Origin of the sequence: Segatella copri (assembly GCF_019249655.2) — a bacterium.
GTDB lineage: Bacteria > Bacteroidota > Bacteroidia > Bacteroidales > Bacteroidaceae > Prevotella.
This window is the reverse complement of record NZ_CP137557.1, coordinates 2,926,533-2,943,867: the sequence shown is the minus strand read 5'-3', so window position 1 is coordinate 2,943,867 and position 17,335 is coordinate 2,926,533. Positions and strand designations below refer to the sequence as shown.

The window sequence follows — 17,335 nt, the reverse complement described above, 5'->3', positions numbered from 1 at the left end:
GCATTCAACTAGTGTCTTCTTGAGTTTTTTATTCTCTAGTATTTCTTATCTTGCTATTTAGTGCCATAGCCTGTATTTGATCCAGAAGTGGCACCATCAACCAATTGGTAAACCTTGAGTCGGTTCTTACCGTAAGCTACGTAAATCAGACCATTATAGAGTGTTACGTAGTTAGCAGAGTTCCAAACTACTCTTCCCTGTTCGTTGGTAATACCAGTAACTCGGGTCTTGGCGTAAACTGCTGGTTTGCCATCCACCATCTTGTTCTTGTCGAGAACTACGAGACCGTAACCTCCGCAAGCCAGATAGACATACTTGTCGTCGAATGTCACACCGTTGGCATAGCCTTGAGGCTTGAATGTGGATGCAGTAAGCGGAGCTTGCCATGTCCACTTCTCTGCGCCGGTATTCTTGTCGTAACAAGTAAGACCGTTTGCACTTCGGCATACATAGACGTTGTTTCCGTCGATGGCTATGGTGTTCTTACCATTGTTTGGTGCAATCTCTGAAACGGCGATTGATTTCTGTGGTGTTACAGTTGTGATGTCATCACCAGCATTGAAAATCTCCAGTGTTCCAGCTACAGGCGTTTCTGCGCTATTAACTTCGTCATTATAATATAAGGTGGCAATCTCGCCATTGTTCAATGCGATGTGCTTAGCCTTGCCTGGAGTCTTCTTGTTGCTCAGCAGTTCCAGTGTGTTAGGGTCGTAAACCTCATAACCTCTGGTACTTGTTACGAGCAGTTTGTCACCGTCGCGAACGATTGCATTCTCATCCTCATTGTTGCTCTGGTTGTTCTCCAGAGGAACGATGATCAGCGGATTGATGGCTGCATCACCGATATTCTTAACCTCAGTATTCAGCAGTCCGTTGCTCTTGAGGTCGATTCTTGCCATCATGGCTCCTGCATCACTCTGCTTGCCAGTATTCTTGTTTGTATATCCGTAGTTGCCTACCACATACAGGTTTGGAGTAGATGATTTGCCATCTACCATCAGATGGTTGAAATCCAGTGATTTATCAGTATCCTGCAAGAACTGCAAGAGTTTTGTCTGCTTCTGGTTGTCTGTCTCGAATACCTCGATACATCCGCCATGTCCTTTTCCACGAGTGTGGTATGACATATAGAGCTTTCCGTTGTATGGCTGGATACAGGTAGCAGTGATGTCTGTATGGGTATGGTCGTAGAGGACTTCACCCACCTCATCAATATGTGGTGGAGTAGGAACGTCTGGGTTCAGCGTGTAGCCACATTCTGCCTTTACCAGGGTAACAGGTGCACTGTTGTTTCTGAAGTTGTGGACTTTACCTGATCCCAGGAACTGGATGTCGCTGAATGCGAGGTTACCAGAATCATCGTTGTCGAAATGATCTGCATCTATGTAGAATTCGCCACCGGTATCCATAGCGTTGAACATATAGCAGTCCATCAGTGAGGCAGGGCTTCCGCTACCATTATATTTGATGACATTTGCCTTGATATAAGCTTTAGAGTTGGCGCCCTGCAGGAAGATCATGGCACTGGCATTCTTGTTGCACTGAAGGGTTCCTTCTACTTCTATGCTGCTGTTGTTCACCAGATAGATGTTGTTGCTGGAAGCAAGCAAAAGATTCTTTGCCTTCAGGTAGCTGGTATGTAAGGCGCTGCCTTGTCCATCACCGCCCGTAGACTTGAATTCGCCTGTCAGCTCCAGAGAACAGCAGAAGAGTTGACCGCTTCCTTGGAGAATCAGGTCTTTCATCTTGCAGTTACCATCAATGTTTACGACACCATCAAGTTCGACGGGTTTGTCTTCGATTCCCTCGATGCCGCCTTGTATATTTGTATAAGCGTTAGCCTGGTTCTTGAATTCGTTGCAAATAAGTTTGCCTCCGATATAAACACTGGCATTGTTCACTTTGAATGTATGTCCTTTTAAGTTTAAATCGCCTGCAATCTTGAAGATACCTCTGTTGTGAACTTCCAGGTCTGCATTGCATTCGAAGTTTCCGTAGCAGAGGATTTTTCCGCCGTTCTGATTAGGAAAAATGTTTCCACCTGTCCATTTTAGTGTTCCACCTTTTAATACTACGATGGTGTAGTTTCCCTCTGTCCAAGTTGAGTTGCATTCATAAGTTCCTGCTACGTATATTGTATTTCCATTAAGATGGTAGTTTTGATTGAAAGCGATGGTTTCGCCTGGTGCAATATACATATCTGTGTTTGCAGGTAAATTATATGGCTTGTAGTTTGACATCTTTTCCATTTTGGCAAAGTCCAATCCTGTTGGTTCAGCCTCCATGGTATATGCCTGGTTTAAATCGGCAGATGTTACTCCTGCCGCTCTTGTTGCACTTGGTCTTTTGAAGTTATAGACACGTGCAGCCAGTTGCTGAGCATCCGTAATCGAGGTTACTTCCTTTCCTATGATTCCTGTTTCTGCAGGATTCGGAGTTGGAGTAGGGGTATCATTAGAGTCGCTACAAGATGCCAGGAGCATTGCAGCGAAACCGAATGTTGCCAATTTGATATTTCTTGTTTTCATATCAGTTCGCTTTTTAAATCGTTAGTTTACATCCTTAACGTTATACTTTCTTTTTGAGCGGTCTTTCTAGTTTTATAGGTTTGTTCTCCCACTAGAACCCCATTGGGATGGTAGTGAGAGAACATTCTTTTGATAATTGATTAATTATTACTTTGTCTGGGTCAACTTGAATACCTGTACGCGGCTCTTACCATAAGCTACGTAGATATAGCCGTCCTGACCAATTGTTACATAGTTCGCAGAGTTAGCTTTTGCCCACTTGCCGTTCTCCAGGAAGCCGTTGAATGCGGTGCGATGGCAAAGCTCCGTACCATCTTTCTTGTTAAGAACAACTACACCGTAACCACCTGCTGCTACATATACGTAGTCGCCACTGATTGCTACGCCATTGCAGTAACCCTTCACGCTACCATACTTTTCGCTGTTCTGGTTTGCGATGACAGGAACCTTGTAAGACCAAACCTTCTTGCCGTTGGCATCGTAGCGAACGAGACCTTCCTCGCCCTGGCAAACATAGATATCTGTTCCGTCAACAGCAACAGTGTTCTTGCCATCCTCAGGACCTACATTACCATTAGTAGTAAATGTTGTTGTAGCTTTACCCTGACTGAGGTCAATGCCGTTGAATACATTTACAGTACCTGTTGTGTTCTTACCTGTAGCCAACAAGCTATAGAGGTTGCCGTTAGCTGAAGCAAGCCCCTTGGCGTCTGCTGTAGTCTGGAAATATGTATGACCGAAGTTGCTGTCGTAGAACTCGTAACCTCTTGTAGAAGACATAACGATATTATCGCCATACTTCACTACGCAGTTAGCATCGATACCGTTATTCTTGTTCAATGCATCGAGAACATACTGGGTCATATTTGTAGAATAAACATTGTTCTCCAAAGGAACAACGCCGAGGAATGCACCCTTGTCGATGTCGGTAGCAGCGATGTATGCCTTGTTGTTGTCAACCATTACGTGATTGATGTCAATCGATGTATTTCCTTGAACTGCCTGGTCGCCGACAAGTTTGTTGTCAGCCATGTGGAGAACCTCAAGACCACCCTTCAGGTTTGTTTTGCCGTTGCCATGAGTGTGGTAAGATACATATACGTAGTTGCCAACGGTCTGGATGCAAGATGCAGACATGCCATTGTTGTCGCCGAATGAAGCAACCAAGTCGAGCTTAGGAGTAGCCTTGGCATTCTTTGCATCTTTGCTCAGAATATAGCCATACTGTTCATTAGCCTCATCCTTTCGTTCAACAAGTGCACCATCAGTTGCCTTGTCGTAGTCGAGGTATGATGCAGAGATGTCAAGGTCGCCAGAAGAAGGCATTAGTGTAGTACCCATGAAGCACTTGCTCATCTGCAACAGAAGTACAGAGTTTGTACCAGGAGTAGCGAATGCATTGATTGTAGCATTACCATTGTTTGTGAAGTTATCTGCCTTGATGACGGCTACGGCATTATCGCCCTGCAACTCAATCTGAGCAGCAGAAGCGTTGTCTGTAACGAGGTTGTTCACGTTGATAACACCGAGGTCTGCAATCTGAATCTGACCGCCATTCTTCAAGTTAAGCTGGGCTTCACCCACTTTATCAATAACCTTGTGGTCCTTTTCGCCCTTATATGTGTTGTTGGTTACATTTACGTAGTTAGCCTTGATGAGAGAACCATTCTCCAGGTTGAGCTGCTTAGTAACCTTAACTACTGCATTTGCGTTAGATGCATCCAAAAGACCTGTGATATTGAGGTTTTCTGACTTGCAGAAGCCACCCACCTTCAATGCACCGGCAAGGTCAACCTTTGTTGCATTCAGGATGTTTCTTGTAGCTGTAACTACAGCGCCATCTTCAATGGTAAGGTTCTTAGCACGGATTGAACCGTCGATGTAAGCCTTAGCGCCACTCTTGAAAGTGATATTCTGGGTAGGGTTAACCTTTGATTCTACAGCACCGAAGCCGCCATGAAGTTTATCCTGTTCGCCCTGACCTTCCCAAGAAGCATAGAGTTCACCTTCTACAACGATATTGTTGTTGCTATTGGTAGCCTTGATAATACTGCTGGCTGCGCCATATACCTTATCGGTAGCCTGAATCATAGAGCCTGTGCCTGTATATTCAAGGATAGCACCCTTGGCCAATACAATCGTGTTTCCACCGAGAGACTCATTATAAGTCATCTTGCAGTCACCGCTAATGAAGATGGTTACACCCTGAATCTTCTTGCCTGTAAAGTCAAGCTTGTTCTGGTTCTTGATAACGTAAGTGTTTGTTGGATTGTCCTTGCTGTAAATCAAATCAGTAGCAGCATTGAGCTCCTTGATTACATTTGGCTTTGTTGGGAAATCCGGCATTGCAGTTACGAAGTTTGTAGCTGAAGCTCCTCTTGTAGCGAAGAACTTGCGAGCCATAGCAGTGCTGTTCTTGTAATTGATTACAGAACTTGGGGTTGAAGCTGTAAGTTCAACAGAATTAACCTCTGGCTTTACACCATCGCCACCAGTAGGATCGCTGTTGCTGTCGCTACATGATGCGAAAACGAATGCCGCCAAACCGATGGCAGCAAGCTTAGAATTGATTACTTTCATATCTATTATAAGTTTAAATTGTACTTACGAATTTATTATCTTTTACGATCTTCGTCTTTGTTTTTGGTTTAACATTCAGTAGTTTATGCGCTTGATAGTGTATTTAGTTGCTACGCTATTTTACTCATACCTGCTATTATCGGGTGCAAATTTAATGTAAATTTTCCAAAACAAGACAATTTTCTGCGTTAAATAAGCTTAATTTTTCGTGTTTTGTGCTGATTGCCACCATGTTGACTTGTTGTGCACGATAACGAGGGAGTATTTACTTGCCAGAGATGCCCTGTGCCCATTCCGGTATTTCCGTTACGTACTCCTTGAACACCTTGCCGTCGGTCATTCGGAAGAGAAGCTGGGCCTCTACGCCGTCTGTAGAATTATCGTAGACGTAGGTGCGGTCGGCGTATTGTGATGCTATTCCGCAATTGATGATGGACTTTGCGTATCTTGAAATGATTTTTGCGATTGGAACATCGTGACCACCCTTCATGACTCTTGCTGCAATTCTTGAAGCATTGATGGTTGGAGATGAAGTTCCAACGAAAAAGAGGCGAATGAAGAAGCCGGCTTCTTTCGCTCTTTGGATAAAGTTTATTTTCTCGTCTGTTGACATGACAGTCTCGAAAATCATACTATGTTTGCTTTTCAGGCACTCTTCTCTTTGCTCTTGGCAATATTGGGCAGCCTTCAAAACGGCTTCCTGGTTGTTCCAGTCGCCAAACATGTGTTGGGCTACATTGTCGGGGTTGATATAGAGCGAGTCCTCTAGCCAGTCGTGTTGCAGAACTCGGCTGGTTATGGTAGTCTTTCCGGATCCGTTTGGTCCCGCAATGACTATGAGAACTGGTTTATGTTGTTTTGTGTCCATTAGTTCAAGTTGAATTTTTGTCGTTGTTCCTTTGCCATTTTTTGCATGTTGGCAAAGAGCTTGTCATGGGCTTCCTGGTTTTCTCTGTTGTAGATTTCCGCAGCCTCATGCATAATCTGGGCCAGCATCTCGTCTGTTGGCTCTTCCATGCTTGTCAAGCGATAGCTATTTAGTTCTTTTTTTATGAAATCATAATTATATTCATTTTTGTAGTCGAACGACTCTGGTGAGTTGATGCCTTTAGTCATGGCTGCAATTCTTGGGTCTATAACTAAGTCTGCCCTGGTTATTTTCTTAGTCTTTGTCTTGTTGGTAGACACAGCCTTGTTGGGAGACAATATTTTCTTCAGTGCTTTGACTGCCTTGCTTATCGTCTCGTAATCCTCGTTGGCTATTCTGCTGACGAGTGATTGGTATTCTGATTGTAACTCTAATGCTGTCATAATTCTCTTCGTTTTAAAACCGCTGCAAATATACGATTATTTTGTGAAACCTACAAGGAAAAGCGGCTTTTTTTCGAGAAAAACAGGTTTTTTATGGGTTGGGGTGTTGGTTGGGTACCCCTGTTTTTGCCTGTGATGTGAACCCTATGCTTCCGAACTTTGTATATACAGCGTGTTATTAAAGGTAAAGGAAATGAATATCAGGGTTTTAGATATAGGTTTTTATATGAAATAATATAGTTTTTTTAGGGAGTAGGGTTCACATCACACCCTGCCTTCACCATTTTCGACTCGATTTCGATTCTGTTTTGACTCCATTTCGCCAATGGCTTGTTGGGGATTCTCTGTTAGTCACTGAGAAATTTCTGTTAGTCACTGAGGATTCTCTGTAAGTCACTGAGATGGGGCTTACTTGAAGCTAGAATGAGGCTTAAGTAAAGGTTAACTGAGACTCACGTAAAGGTTGAATGAGGCTCAAACCAACTTGGAATGAGGCTTACTTCGATTCGGAATGAGGCTTACTTCGATTCGGAATGAGGCTTACTTCTTTTTTTCTGAAGTTTCGCAAGTAGCATTCTACCGTCCCCGAAGGGGGCGAATGTGAATAACCGCGGGTGGAATGCCCGAAGGGAATGGAACCTGCGGATAGTTACAGATACTCTCTTATCGTCCCCGAAGGGGGCGAACAGGAGCAAGGCTGGATGTGGTTCGCCCCCTTTGGGGACGCTTTCTCCCTACTATTGGTTGTCCGCAGGTTCCATGACCTTTGGTCATTCCACCAGCGGTTATTGAAAGTTGGCCCCCTTCGGGGACTGGAGGTTACTTGCGAAACTTGATTTTTTTTTCTTTAAATTTCTTCTTTTCCCTGCAACTTTCCTGCAACTTCTTTCGTCTAACCATCAGAATTTAGAAACGTAAAATTGGAAAGATATGAAGAAATTTGGTTTTTGGGCGGTGGCTGCCGCCTTGTTACTTGCCCCTATGGGCTTCTGTTCCTGCAGCATGGGGTCTACTACCACTTCTGAAATGAAGGGAGGACTGGACTATGTGCAGGATGATTTGAGAGAGAAACCTTTCAAGGCAATCGACGTGGATGTGGTTGCCAGCGTTTATTATACACAGAACAATGGCGATGAATGCAGCGTTCGACTGGATTACTCTGCCATCAAGGATGCTGAGTTCGCAGAGAAACTCAAGGAGAAACTCAAAGTGGTTTATCGTGACGGCGAGGTGAAGATCGGTCTCACCGGAAGACTCAAGGTGCCTGCCATGTGCAGCTCAGAAAAGAATAGGCTCAAGATTTATATCACCAGCCCCGACCTGGTGAAGATTACACAGGAAGGCGTGGGCTCCTTCTATGCCAAGACCATCAACAGCGACCGACTGGAAATCGATAACGAGGGCGTAGGCTCCGTTAACATCGACAAGATTCTCGCCAACAAACTGGATGTTACCAACGAAGGTGTGGGTTCCGTCAGCATCGATGATGCCAAGGGCGATGTGATGAAGATTGATAACGAAGGCGTAGGCTCCGTTAAAGTGGGTCGCGTGGCTATGGGCGACCTGAAGGTGGATAACGAGGGTGTAGGCTCCGTAACGCTCGATTTCTTTAAGGGCGAAAATCTGAAGATCAACAATGATGGCGTGGGCAAGGTTAGCGCCAAGGTGGATTGCCAGGTTCTGAACGTGGATCTGGATGGTGTTGGCGGCGTGCATCTGAGCGGCGTTACCGGCAAATATACCCGTCACAAGGATGGTGTGGGAAGCATCTCTGACGGAGGACTGAAAGTTGGAAGATAAGGAAGACTGAAAGTCGGAAGATAATCTGACTTTCAAAAAAACAAACGAGCAAGTTAGCTTCCGCTAGTATAGTTATATATTTTCTTTTATATATTTTTCTTTTATATATATTATATAATATATTATACTAGCGGAAGCTAACTTGCTCAAATTTGAACAAAAGTTGTTAGAGAGAAGTAAAAAATGCTTGTTTCAAGCAATTCTCGTCAAGCTATCAGCAGTCCTTAGAAGTCCCACTTCATACCCAGGCAAGGGCGAACCTTTGCTCCATCGGTGCTACCGAAATTATTCGTAATCTCTACCTCACCACCCAGACTCAGGTTCTCGCAGCCGAAGTGCTGACCTACATTGTACCAGAGCTGTGGCTCGGTGATGAATACCGTGTGGCGGGTCTTTGCCTGTCCGTCGCCATCGAATGTGGCGTGAGTCTCCCACCAGAAATCAGCGAAGCCGTCAAACTTCAATCCCTTTACGCCGAAGAGGTCGTTGCAGGTCCATACGGCTGTCAGCTGCATCGGAACATTCTGGTCTTTCTTGCGGATGGTCTTGTAGAGCACATCCAGGTTCAGGGTGTTCTTGTAGGTGGCATCGTGAATGAGATACTCCACACCAAAGAGCCATGCGTTGTTGATAGGGTAGTTCTTGGTGATACCGCCATTGTACTCAGCATGCAGACTCCAGTTTTTCAGGCTTGAATCCTTCCAGAAATTCAGCGCGCGCGAAATCTCGGTGTAGGTTCCGCCCAGGGAAACATTGTCGCTGTTGGGGTCCATCTTGTCGTAGTTGAAGTCGTGGTCAACGAAGAAATACGTGCTTCCCCATTTGTCCTGCTTGAACATCTCCAATGTCAAAGTTACATACTTGCGGTCGGTGCCGAAATCATAGAGCACCTGAGCGTTGGTCTGGGCTAATGCCTTGCTTGCAGGAAGCAATGCCAATGCCATGAGAACCAGGCTTTTCAGCTTTTTCATAAATCTTTTTCTTTAAATATTAAAATGTTGTTTAAATGATATCTTGAAAATCAAAAAAGAGGCCACGGATATCACATCCACAGCCTCCTAAAAACTATTAAAACAAATGATCGCCTAATAGGCGAATAGCGGATAGTCCTTCATCGTCTCGTTCACCTTCTCGCGAACACGGGCAATCACCTTCTCGTCTTCAGGAGCATTGAGCACTTCCTCGATGAGTTCTGCGATGAGGTGCATCATGTCTTCCTTGGCGCCACGGGTTGTCATGGCCGCTGTTCCGAGACGGATTCCTGAGGTCTGGAAGGCTGAACGGGAATCGAAAGGAACCATATTCTTATTTACTGTGATATCGGCAGCAACGAGAGCATTCTCGGCTACCTTACCTGTAAGATCTGGATATTTTGAACGCAGGTCAACGAGCATGGAGTGGTTGTCGGTACCACCGCTCACGATGCCGAAACCGCGACCAATCAGGTCGTCAGCCAGCACGGCTGCGTTCTTCTTCACCTGAGCTGCATACTCCTTCCATGAAGGCTGCAGGTTCTCATTGAAGGCTACTGCCTTGGCAGCGATGACGTGCTCCAGCGGACCGCCCTGCTGGCCAGGGAATACGGCTGAATTGAGGAGCATGCTCATCTTCTTCACCTCGCCCTTCTTGGTAGTCAAGCCCCAAGGATTCTCGAAGTCCTTACCCATGAGGATGATACCGCCACGAGGACCACGCAGGGTCTTGTGGGTGGTAGAAGTAACGATGTGTGCATACTTCAATGGGTTGTCGAGCAGTCCGGCTGCAATGAGTCCGGCTGGGTGAGCCATATCAATCATCAGGAGGGCACCCACCTCGTCGGCAATCTTGCGCATGCGGGCGTAATCCCACTCACGGCTGTAGGCGCTACCGCCACCGATAATCAGCTTAGGCTTGTGCTCCAGCGCCAGCTTCTCCATCTCGTCGTAATCCACGCGGCCCGTCTCCTTGTTCAGGTTGTAGCCGATAGGGTTGTAGAGGATGCCCGAAGTGTTGACGTGGCTACCATGAGAGAGGTGGCCACCGTGGTCGAGGTTCAGTCCCATAAAAGTATCGCCCGGCTTCAAAACGGCGAGCAGAACGGCTGCGTTGGCCTGTGCACCTGAGTGAGGCTGCACGTTGGCATACTCAGCGCCGAAGAGTTTCTTGACGCGCTCGATGGCGAGGTTCTCCACGATATCCACCACCTGGCAGCCACCATAGTAGCGTTTGCCAGGCAGACCCTCGGCATACTTGTTGGTAAGGTAAGAACCCATAGCGTTCATCACCTCGTCACTTACGAAATTCTCAGAAGCAATCAGCTCCATACCCTTCAGCTGACGCTGATGTTCTCTTTCGATTAAGTCGAAAATCTCTTGATCTTTTACCATTCTTTATACTTTTTATGGTTGATATTAATGAATTCGGGTACAAAAATAAGCAATATCTCTCAAACTACCAAATAAATTGAAGTATTTTGAGTGATATTGCTTACTTTTTGTTATATTTCTATTGAAAAACTACTTGCAAAGCTCCACTTTGCCCAGTTTCTGCTCCTTGTCGCAGTAGTGGCAGCGCACGATGCCCTGCACCTTGTCTACGGTGTGGAAGAGGGTCTGCATAGGCTCGTTGTTGGTGATACACTTAGGGTTGTTGCACTTTACGATGCCCTTCAGTGTGTCTGGAGTCTTCACGGTCTTCTTCTCCACGATTTCGTAGTCCTTGATGATACTCAGTCCGATGTTAGGAGCCACCACAGAGAGGCGGTTGATTTCCTCGTCGGTGAAGTACTTGTTTGCCACCTTGATGATACCCTTCTTGCCAATCTTCTTGGAAGGCAGGTTGTAGCCGATGGTGACAGGAGTATCCATCTTCTCCAACTGGAGCAGATTCACTACCTGATAGGTCTTTTCGGCTGGTATATGGTCGATTACGGTACCGTTCTCGATAGCCGCAACCACTAATTGACTTTTATTGTTTCCCATCTGTCTATTAACTATAAACTATTAACTATAAACTACTCAATAATGGTCTTATCGTTCTTCACATCCTCCAGTGTGATGCCGAGGCAGTGGCAGAAGATAGCCTCACGGGCATAGAGACCGTTCTGTGCCTGCTGGATGTAGTATGCGTGTGGATCGTCATCCACATCGTATGCAATCTCGTTCACACGTGGCAGCGGATGCATGATCTTCATGTTCTCCTTCGCCTTGCAGAGCATGTCGCGCTTCAGGATATACACGTTCTTGACGCGCTCGTATTCCATCAGGTCGCTGAAACGCTCCTTCTGCACACGGGTCATGTAGAGAATGTCGGCGTCGGCAATCACGTCTTCGTTGAAATCCTCATGCTCCACGTACTTGATGTTATGCTCCTTGCAGTAGAGTTTATACTCCTCAGGCATGGCAAGTTCCTTAGGTGCGATGAAGTGGAAGGTAGGGTTGAAGTGGCGCATGGCGGTGATAAGTGAGTGAACGGTGCGGCCATACTTGAGGTCACCCACAAGATAGATGTTCAAGTTCTCCAGGGTACCCTGGGTCTTGAAGATAGAGTAGAGGTCGAGCAAGCACTGTGATGGATGCATGTGTGCACCGTCGCCTGCATTGACGATAGGCACTGGAGCCACCTCGCTGGCATACTGTGCTGCGCCTTCGATGAAGTGGCGCATGGCGATGACGTCAGCATAGTTGCTCACCATGAGGATGGTATCCTTGAGCGTTTCGCCCTTGGTGGTGCTGGAAGTCTTGGCATCAGAGAAGCCGATGACACGGGCACCGAGGCGGTTGGCTGCGGTTTGGAAACTGAGCTGTGTACGAGTAGAAGGCTCGAAGAAAAGGGTCGCAACGACCTTTCCCTTCAACAGCTCCCTGTTAGGATGCTTTTCAAACTCCTGCGCCATTTCGAGGAGGTACATGATTTTCTCCTTCGAGAGGTCTGCAATTGTCACAAAATTATGTTTTTCCATTTGAATTTTGATTGAATGTTCTAAAATCGCCCCCAAAGTTACATATAATTTCTGATTTATGTGCGATATTTCAAAAGTTTTATGTATTTTTGCACAAATATTAGAAGAAATAGACAATGTATTTGAAGAAATAGACAATGAGAAGACATTTTATCTATACGTTATGGGGCATTTTTGCCGCCGGAATCGTGAGTGTGGCACTTGCCTTCATGGCCATCTGGTTTGGCTGGATTGGCTACATGCCCGACATCGAGGATTTGCAGAATCCTATCAGCAGATTCGCCACGCAGGTGTACTCTGCCGACGGGAAGGTGCTTGGTACATGGAACCTGAACAAGGAAAACCGTATCGTGATTCCTTACAAGAAGATGTCACCTTATTTAATAAAGGCACTCGTTGCCACGGAGGATGAACGATTCTACGAGCATTCGGGCATCGACTTCCGTGCGCTGGGGCGTGCCATCGTGAAGCGCGGCATCCTGGGACAGACCAATGCCGGAGGTGGAAGTACCATCACGCAGCAGCTTGCCAAGCAGCTCTATTCCGAAAAGGCATCGAGCACGCTGGAGCGACTGCTGCAGAAACCGATAGAGTGGGTCATCGCCGTGAAATTGGAACGGTACTATACCAAGGAGGAAATCCTGGCTCTCTATCTCAACTACTTCGACTTCCTGCACAATGCCGTGGGCATCAAAACGGCGGCAAACACCTATTTTAATAAGGAGCCGAAAGACCTGACCCTCACCGAGGCAGCTACGCTCATCGGACTCTGCAAGAACCCGTCGCTCTTCAACCCAGTGCGCTATCCGGAGCGTGCCCGCGACAGAAGAAACGTGGTGCTCTCGCAGATGGAGAAGGCGGGCTATCTGAGCAGCAGCGAATACAGCCAGTATGCGGCTGAACCACTCACGCTCAACTTCCACCGCACCGACCACAAGGACGGTTCTGCCACTTATCTGCGTGAATATCTGCGCAAATATATGATGGCTACCCGCCCTGAGAGAAAGGATTATGCATCGTGGAACTATGCGCAGTTTGTAACCGATTCCATCCTTTGGAACACCGACCCATTGTTTGGCTGGTGCAACAAGAACTATAAGAAGGATGGTTCGCCATACAATATCTACAGCGACGGATTGAAGGTGTTTACCACCATCGACAGCCGCATGCAGCGATATGCCGAAGAGGCCGTGTATCAGCATGTGGCACGCTATCTGCAGCCAGCCTTCAGCAAGGAGGTGGCACGCAAGCCTAGTTCGCCATACAGCGACAAGCTGACGCCGCAGCAGATTAAGGTGATATTGAACCGCAGCGTGACCCAGAGCGAGCGCTATCGCCAGATGAAGGAGGATGGATTCTCGGCTGACGAAATCCACGCAGCCTTCAGGAAGAAGATTCCGATGACCGTGTTCACCTATCACGGAGATATCGATACGGTGATGAGTCCGCTGGATTCCATCCGTTATTACAAGACCTTCCTGCGCAGCGGTTTCATGAGTATGGACCCTAAGACGGGTGCCGTGAAGGCGTATGTGGGAGGATTGGACTATACTCACTTCATGTACGACATGGTGAGTCTGGGAAGAAGACAGGTGGGTTCTACCATCAAGCCATTCCTCTACAGTCTGGCGATGTCTAACGGCTTCTCGCCTTGCGACATGGCACCTAACCGCCAGCAGACTTACATGGTGGCTGGCAGACCATGGACGCCTAGAAATGCCAACCATTCGAGATACGGCCAGATGGTGCCGCTGAGCTGGGGATTGGCGCAGAGTAACAACTGGATAAGTGCTTATCTGATGAGCAAGCTGAACCCGTCGCAGTTTGTCCAGCTCTTGCACGACTACGGTATCAACAACCCTGATATTCATGCTTCTATGAGCTTGTGTCTGGGTCCGTGCGAGGTGAGCGTGAGCGAGATGGTGAGTGCCTATACCGCCTTTGCCAACCACGGCATCCGTACGGCTCCGATGTTCGTGAGCCGCATCGAGGACAACGAGGGTAACACCATCGCTACCTTCCAGCCGAGAATGAACGAGGTGATCAGTGCCGACAACGCCATGAAGATGCTCTACATGATGATGGGTGTGGTGGATAACGGTACTGCCGGCCGCCTGCGCTACAGATATAAACTGGAGGGACAGATTGGTGCCAAGACGGGTACCACCAACAACAACAGTGACGGTTGGTTCATCGCCTTTACGCCGCAGCTGGTGAGCGGTTGCTGGGTAGGTGGCGAGGAGCGTGATATCCACTTCGATTCGATGAGTATGGGTCAGGGTGCCACCATGGCATTGCCTATTTGGGCTATCTTCATGAAGAAGGTTTATGCCGACCCATCGCTGGGCTACAGTCCTACCGTGAAGTTCGATATGCCAGCCGATTACAACCCATGCTATCATGCGGGCAGCGGCGGCGAGCAGGACACCTTTGAGAAGGTGGATGCCATCGACGAAGTATTTGAATAAAAGGCTTGGGGGCGTATTCCCCAAGGCATCATAAAAAAGGCTATCCGCCATTTTTGCACCTATTTCTTTTAAATAGTGCAAAAATGGCGGATGTTTTTTGTTTATCTGCAATATTTTTTGTATTTTTGCAAAGTTTTAGGGCAATAGTGCGCTGCGGGCATGAATGCTGGCTGCAAGCCCTGGCATCTGACAATGAGAAAATAATAAAAAAACATTATAATGAACGTTTCATACAAATGGCTTAAAGAATACGTCGATTTCGACCTGACACCACAGGAGACTGCCGATGCGCTGACCTCTTGCGGACTCGAAGTGGACGCTTTGGAGGAAGTTCAGTCTATCAAGGGTGGACTGAAAGGTCTTTACGTAGGTAAAGTGTTGACATGCGAGGCGCATCCTAACAGCGACCACCTGCACGTTACAACCGTTGACCTGGGCAAGGGCGAGCCACAGCAGATTGTCTGCGGTGCGCCAAACGTAGCTGCCGGTCAGAAGGTAATCGTTGCCGACCTGGGCTGCGTGCTCTACGACGGCGACCAGAGTTTTACCATCAAGAAGAGCAAGCTGCGCGGTGTGGAGAGCTTGGGTATGATCTGCGCTGAGGATGAGATTGGCGTGGGTACTTCTCACGACGGTATCATCGTGCTCCCTGAGGATGCACCTGTAGGTCAGCCTGCTGCCGAGTACTATCACCTGGAGAGCGACTGGCTCATCGAGATTGATATCACTGCCAACCGTGCCGATGCACTCGGCCACTGGGGCGTGGCTCGTGACCTTTATGCCTGGTTGAAGCAGAACGGCTATGAAACCAGTCTGCATCGCCCATCTTGCGATGAATTCGTAGTAGACAACGAGGATCTTCCTATCGATGTAGAAATTGAGAACACCGAGGCTTGCAAGCGCTATGCCTGCGTAAGCATCACCGACTGCGAGGTGAAGGAAAGCCCTAAGTGGTTGCAGGATAAGCTGAACATTATCGGCTTGCGTCCAATCAACAATATCGTGGATATCACCAACTACATCATGATGGCATACGGCCAGCCATTGCACTGCTTCGATGCCGACATGGTTACCGGTCATAAGATTGTTGTCCGCACCCAGCCAGAGGGTACCAAGTTCGTGACCCTGGATGGCGAGGAGCACACCCTGGGTGAGCACGACCTGAGCATCTGCAATGCTGAGGAGCCAATGTGTATCGCAGGTATCTTCGGCGGTAAGGGTTCAGGTACTTACGAGACCACCAAGAGCGTGGTTCTGGAGAGTGCTTACTTCCACCCAACATGGATTCGCAAGAGCGCTCGCCGTCACGGCTTGAGCACAGATGCCAGCTATCGTTTTGAGCGTGGCGTAGATCCAAACGGACAGATTTATGCATTGAAGCAGGCTGCCATCCTCTGCAAGCAGTTGGCTGGCGGCAAGATTTCCATGCAGATCAAGGATGTATATCCAGAGCCAATGCAGGATTTCCCAGTTCGCCTGAACTATGAGTATGCGCATCGCCTCATCGGTAAGGAGATTGGTGCTGAGACCATCAAGAATATCGCCACATCTCTCGAGATGAAGATCGTGAAGGAAGATGCTGAGGGCATCGACCTTCTGGTTCCTGCCTATCGTGTAGACGTTCAGCGTCCTTGCGACGTGGTAGAGGATATCCTCCGTATCTACGGATATAATAATGTGGAGATTCCAACCCAGTTGAAGAGTTCCCTGACAGTTCAGGGCGATGAGGACAAGGCTTATCACAGCCAGAACCTCGTGGCAGAGCAGTTGGTAGGCGAGGGCTTCATGGAGATTCTCAACAACTCTCTGAGCAAGACCAGCTACTACACAGACCTGGAGCTGAACAAGTATCCTTTGGAGAATGTAGTGAAGGTGATGAACCCATTGAGTGCTGATCTCGGCGTGATGCGCCAGACCATGCTCTTCGGCGGTTTGGAGAGCATAGCCCGCAACATCAACCACAAGAGCCAGAACCTGAAGTTCTTCGAGGTGGGTAACACCTATTTATATAATAAGGAGAAGTGGAGCGAGGAGAGTCCTATCAAGGCTTACTCCCAGGAGGCTCACATGTCACTCTTCATCACCGGTAAGCGTGTAGAGGGCAGTTGGGCTCATGCAGATGAGCAGAGCAACATCTACGAGCTGAAGGCAGTGGTAGAGAATATCCTCCGCCGTGTGGGTATGCCACAGAACAACCTGGTTATCAAGCACAGCGACAACAACATCTTTGCCAAGGGCGTGAACTACGAGACCCGTGCCGGAAAGGTATTGGTAGAGATGGGTATCCTGAGCAACAAGCTGAAGAAGGCATTCGACATTGAGCAGGATGTATTCTATGCTGATGTTCACTGGGATAACGTGGTGAAGACCGTGAAGAAGGTGAACCTTACTTACACAGATATCAGCAAGTATCCATCTGTGAGCCGCGACCTTGCACTGCTCGTTGACAAGAACGTAGAGTTTGCACAGATTGAGCAGATTGCCCATCAGACCGAGAAGAAGCTCCTGAAGAGCGTGGTACTCTTCGACGTATATGAGGGTAAGAACCTGCCAGAGGGCAAGAAGAGCTATGCCGTGAACTTCATCCTGCAGGATGAGGAGAAGACATTGAACGACAAGCAGATTGATGCCATCATGAAGAAGCTCATTGCCAACCTCACAGGCAAGCTCAACGCAGAATTGAGATAATGCAGAAGGTGCTCAATGCA

The 17,335-nt window shown here is 47.6% G+C and carries 11 protein-coding genes; 3 read left to right on the top strand and 8 right to left on the bottom strand.

The annotated features are described in order from the left end of the window. Window positions 1–53 precede the first annotated feature (53 nt). The 4 genes from KUA49_RS12085 to KUA49_RS12070 all read right to left on the bottom strand — a co-directional run bounded on the left by KUA49_RS12085 (window position 54) and on the right by KUA49_RS12070 (window position 6,419). Window positions 54–2,528, bottom strand: coding sequence for a PQQ-like beta-propeller repeat protein (locus tag KUA49_RS12085; protein ID WP_218411813.1), 2,475 nt, complete (start codon window positions 2,526–2,528; stop codon window positions 54–56). A 147-nt stretch (window positions 2,529–2,675) separates the two neighbouring features. Further along, window positions 2,676–5,108 carry a PQQ-binding-like beta-propeller repeat protein gene (locus KUA49_RS12080; RefSeq protein WP_218411812.1) on the bottom strand — a complete coding sequence of 811 codons (2,433 nt, stop codon included), beginning with the start codon at window positions 5,106–5,108 and terminating at the stop codon, window positions 2,676–2,678. A 265-nt stretch (window positions 5,109–5,373) separates the two neighbouring features. Next, window positions 5,374–5,976: a zeta toxin family protein gene (locus KUA49_RS12075; RefSeq protein ID WP_218411811.1), complete on the bottom strand. Its 603-nt coding sequence runs from the start codon at window positions 5,974–5,976 to the stop codon at window positions 5,374–5,376. Further along, a complete protein-coding gene (locus KUA49_RS12070) occupies window positions 5,976–6,419 on the bottom strand; it encodes a hypothetical protein (RefSeq protein ID WP_218411873.1) in 444 nt (147 codons plus the stop codon). The genes KUA49_RS12075 and KUA49_RS12070 overlap by 1 nt, the downstream gene beginning before the upstream one ends. 930 nt (window positions 6,420–7,349) lie before the next feature. Here KUA49_RS12070 and KUA49_RS12065 point away from each other — a divergent pair. After that, window positions 7,350–8,219, top strand: a complete 870-nt coding sequence (locus KUA49_RS12065; protein WP_218411810.1) for a GIN domain-containing protein — start codon at window positions 7,350–7,352, stop codon at window positions 8,217–8,219. Window positions 8,220–8,443: 224 nt separating this feature from the next. Here the strand turns inward: KUA49_RS12065 and KUA49_RS12060 are convergent, their stop codons facing one another. The 4 genes from KUA49_RS12060 to pyrB all read right to left on the bottom strand — a co-directional run bounded on the left by KUA49_RS12060 (window position 8,444) and on the right by pyrB (window position 12,159). Next, window positions 8,444–9,190: a DUF5020 family protein gene (locus KUA49_RS12060; RefSeq protein WP_203050584.1), complete on the bottom strand. Its 747-nt coding sequence runs from the start codon at window positions 9,188–9,190 to the stop codon at window positions 8,444–8,446. A gap of 114 nt (window positions 9,191–9,304) precedes the next feature. Then, window positions 9,305–10,585, bottom strand: coding sequence for a serine hydroxymethyltransferase (glyA, locus tag KUA49_RS12055; protein ID WP_203050586.1), 1,281 nt, complete (start codon window positions 10,583–10,585; stop codon window positions 9,305–9,307). 129 nt (window positions 10,586–10,714) lie between these two features. Then, a complete protein-coding gene (pyrI, locus tag KUA49_RS12050; RefSeq protein ID WP_203050588.1) occupies window positions 10,715–11,179 on the bottom strand; it encodes an aspartate carbamoyltransferase regulatory subunit in 465 nt (154 codons plus the stop codon). A 32-nt stretch (window positions 11,180–11,211) separates the two neighbouring features. Then, complete coding sequence (gene pyrB / locus KUA49_RS12045; RefSeq protein WP_203040979.1) at window positions 11,212–12,159, bottom strand: aspartate carbamoyltransferase; 948 nt, start codon at window positions 12,157–12,159, stop codon at window positions 11,212–11,214. A gap of 137 nt (window positions 12,160–12,296) precedes the next feature. Between pyrB and KUA49_RS12040 the strand changes: the two genes are divergently transcribed. Continuing rightward, the gene (locus KUA49_RS12040; protein WP_203040978.1) at window positions 12,297–14,627 is read left to right on the top strand and encodes a transglycosylase domain-containing protein; all 2,331 of its coding nucleotides are present in this window, start codon (window positions 12,297–12,299) and stop codon (window positions 14,625–14,627) included. Between the two features lie 219 nt (window positions 14,628–14,846). Further along, on the top strand, window positions 14,847–17,315 hold the full coding sequence (pheT, locus tag KUA49_RS12035) for a phenylalanine--tRNA ligase subunit beta (protein WP_218411809.1): 2,469 nt from the start codon (window positions 14,847–14,849) through the stop codon (window positions 17,313–17,315). The last annotated feature ends 20 nt before the right edge of the window (window positions 17,316–17,335 follow it).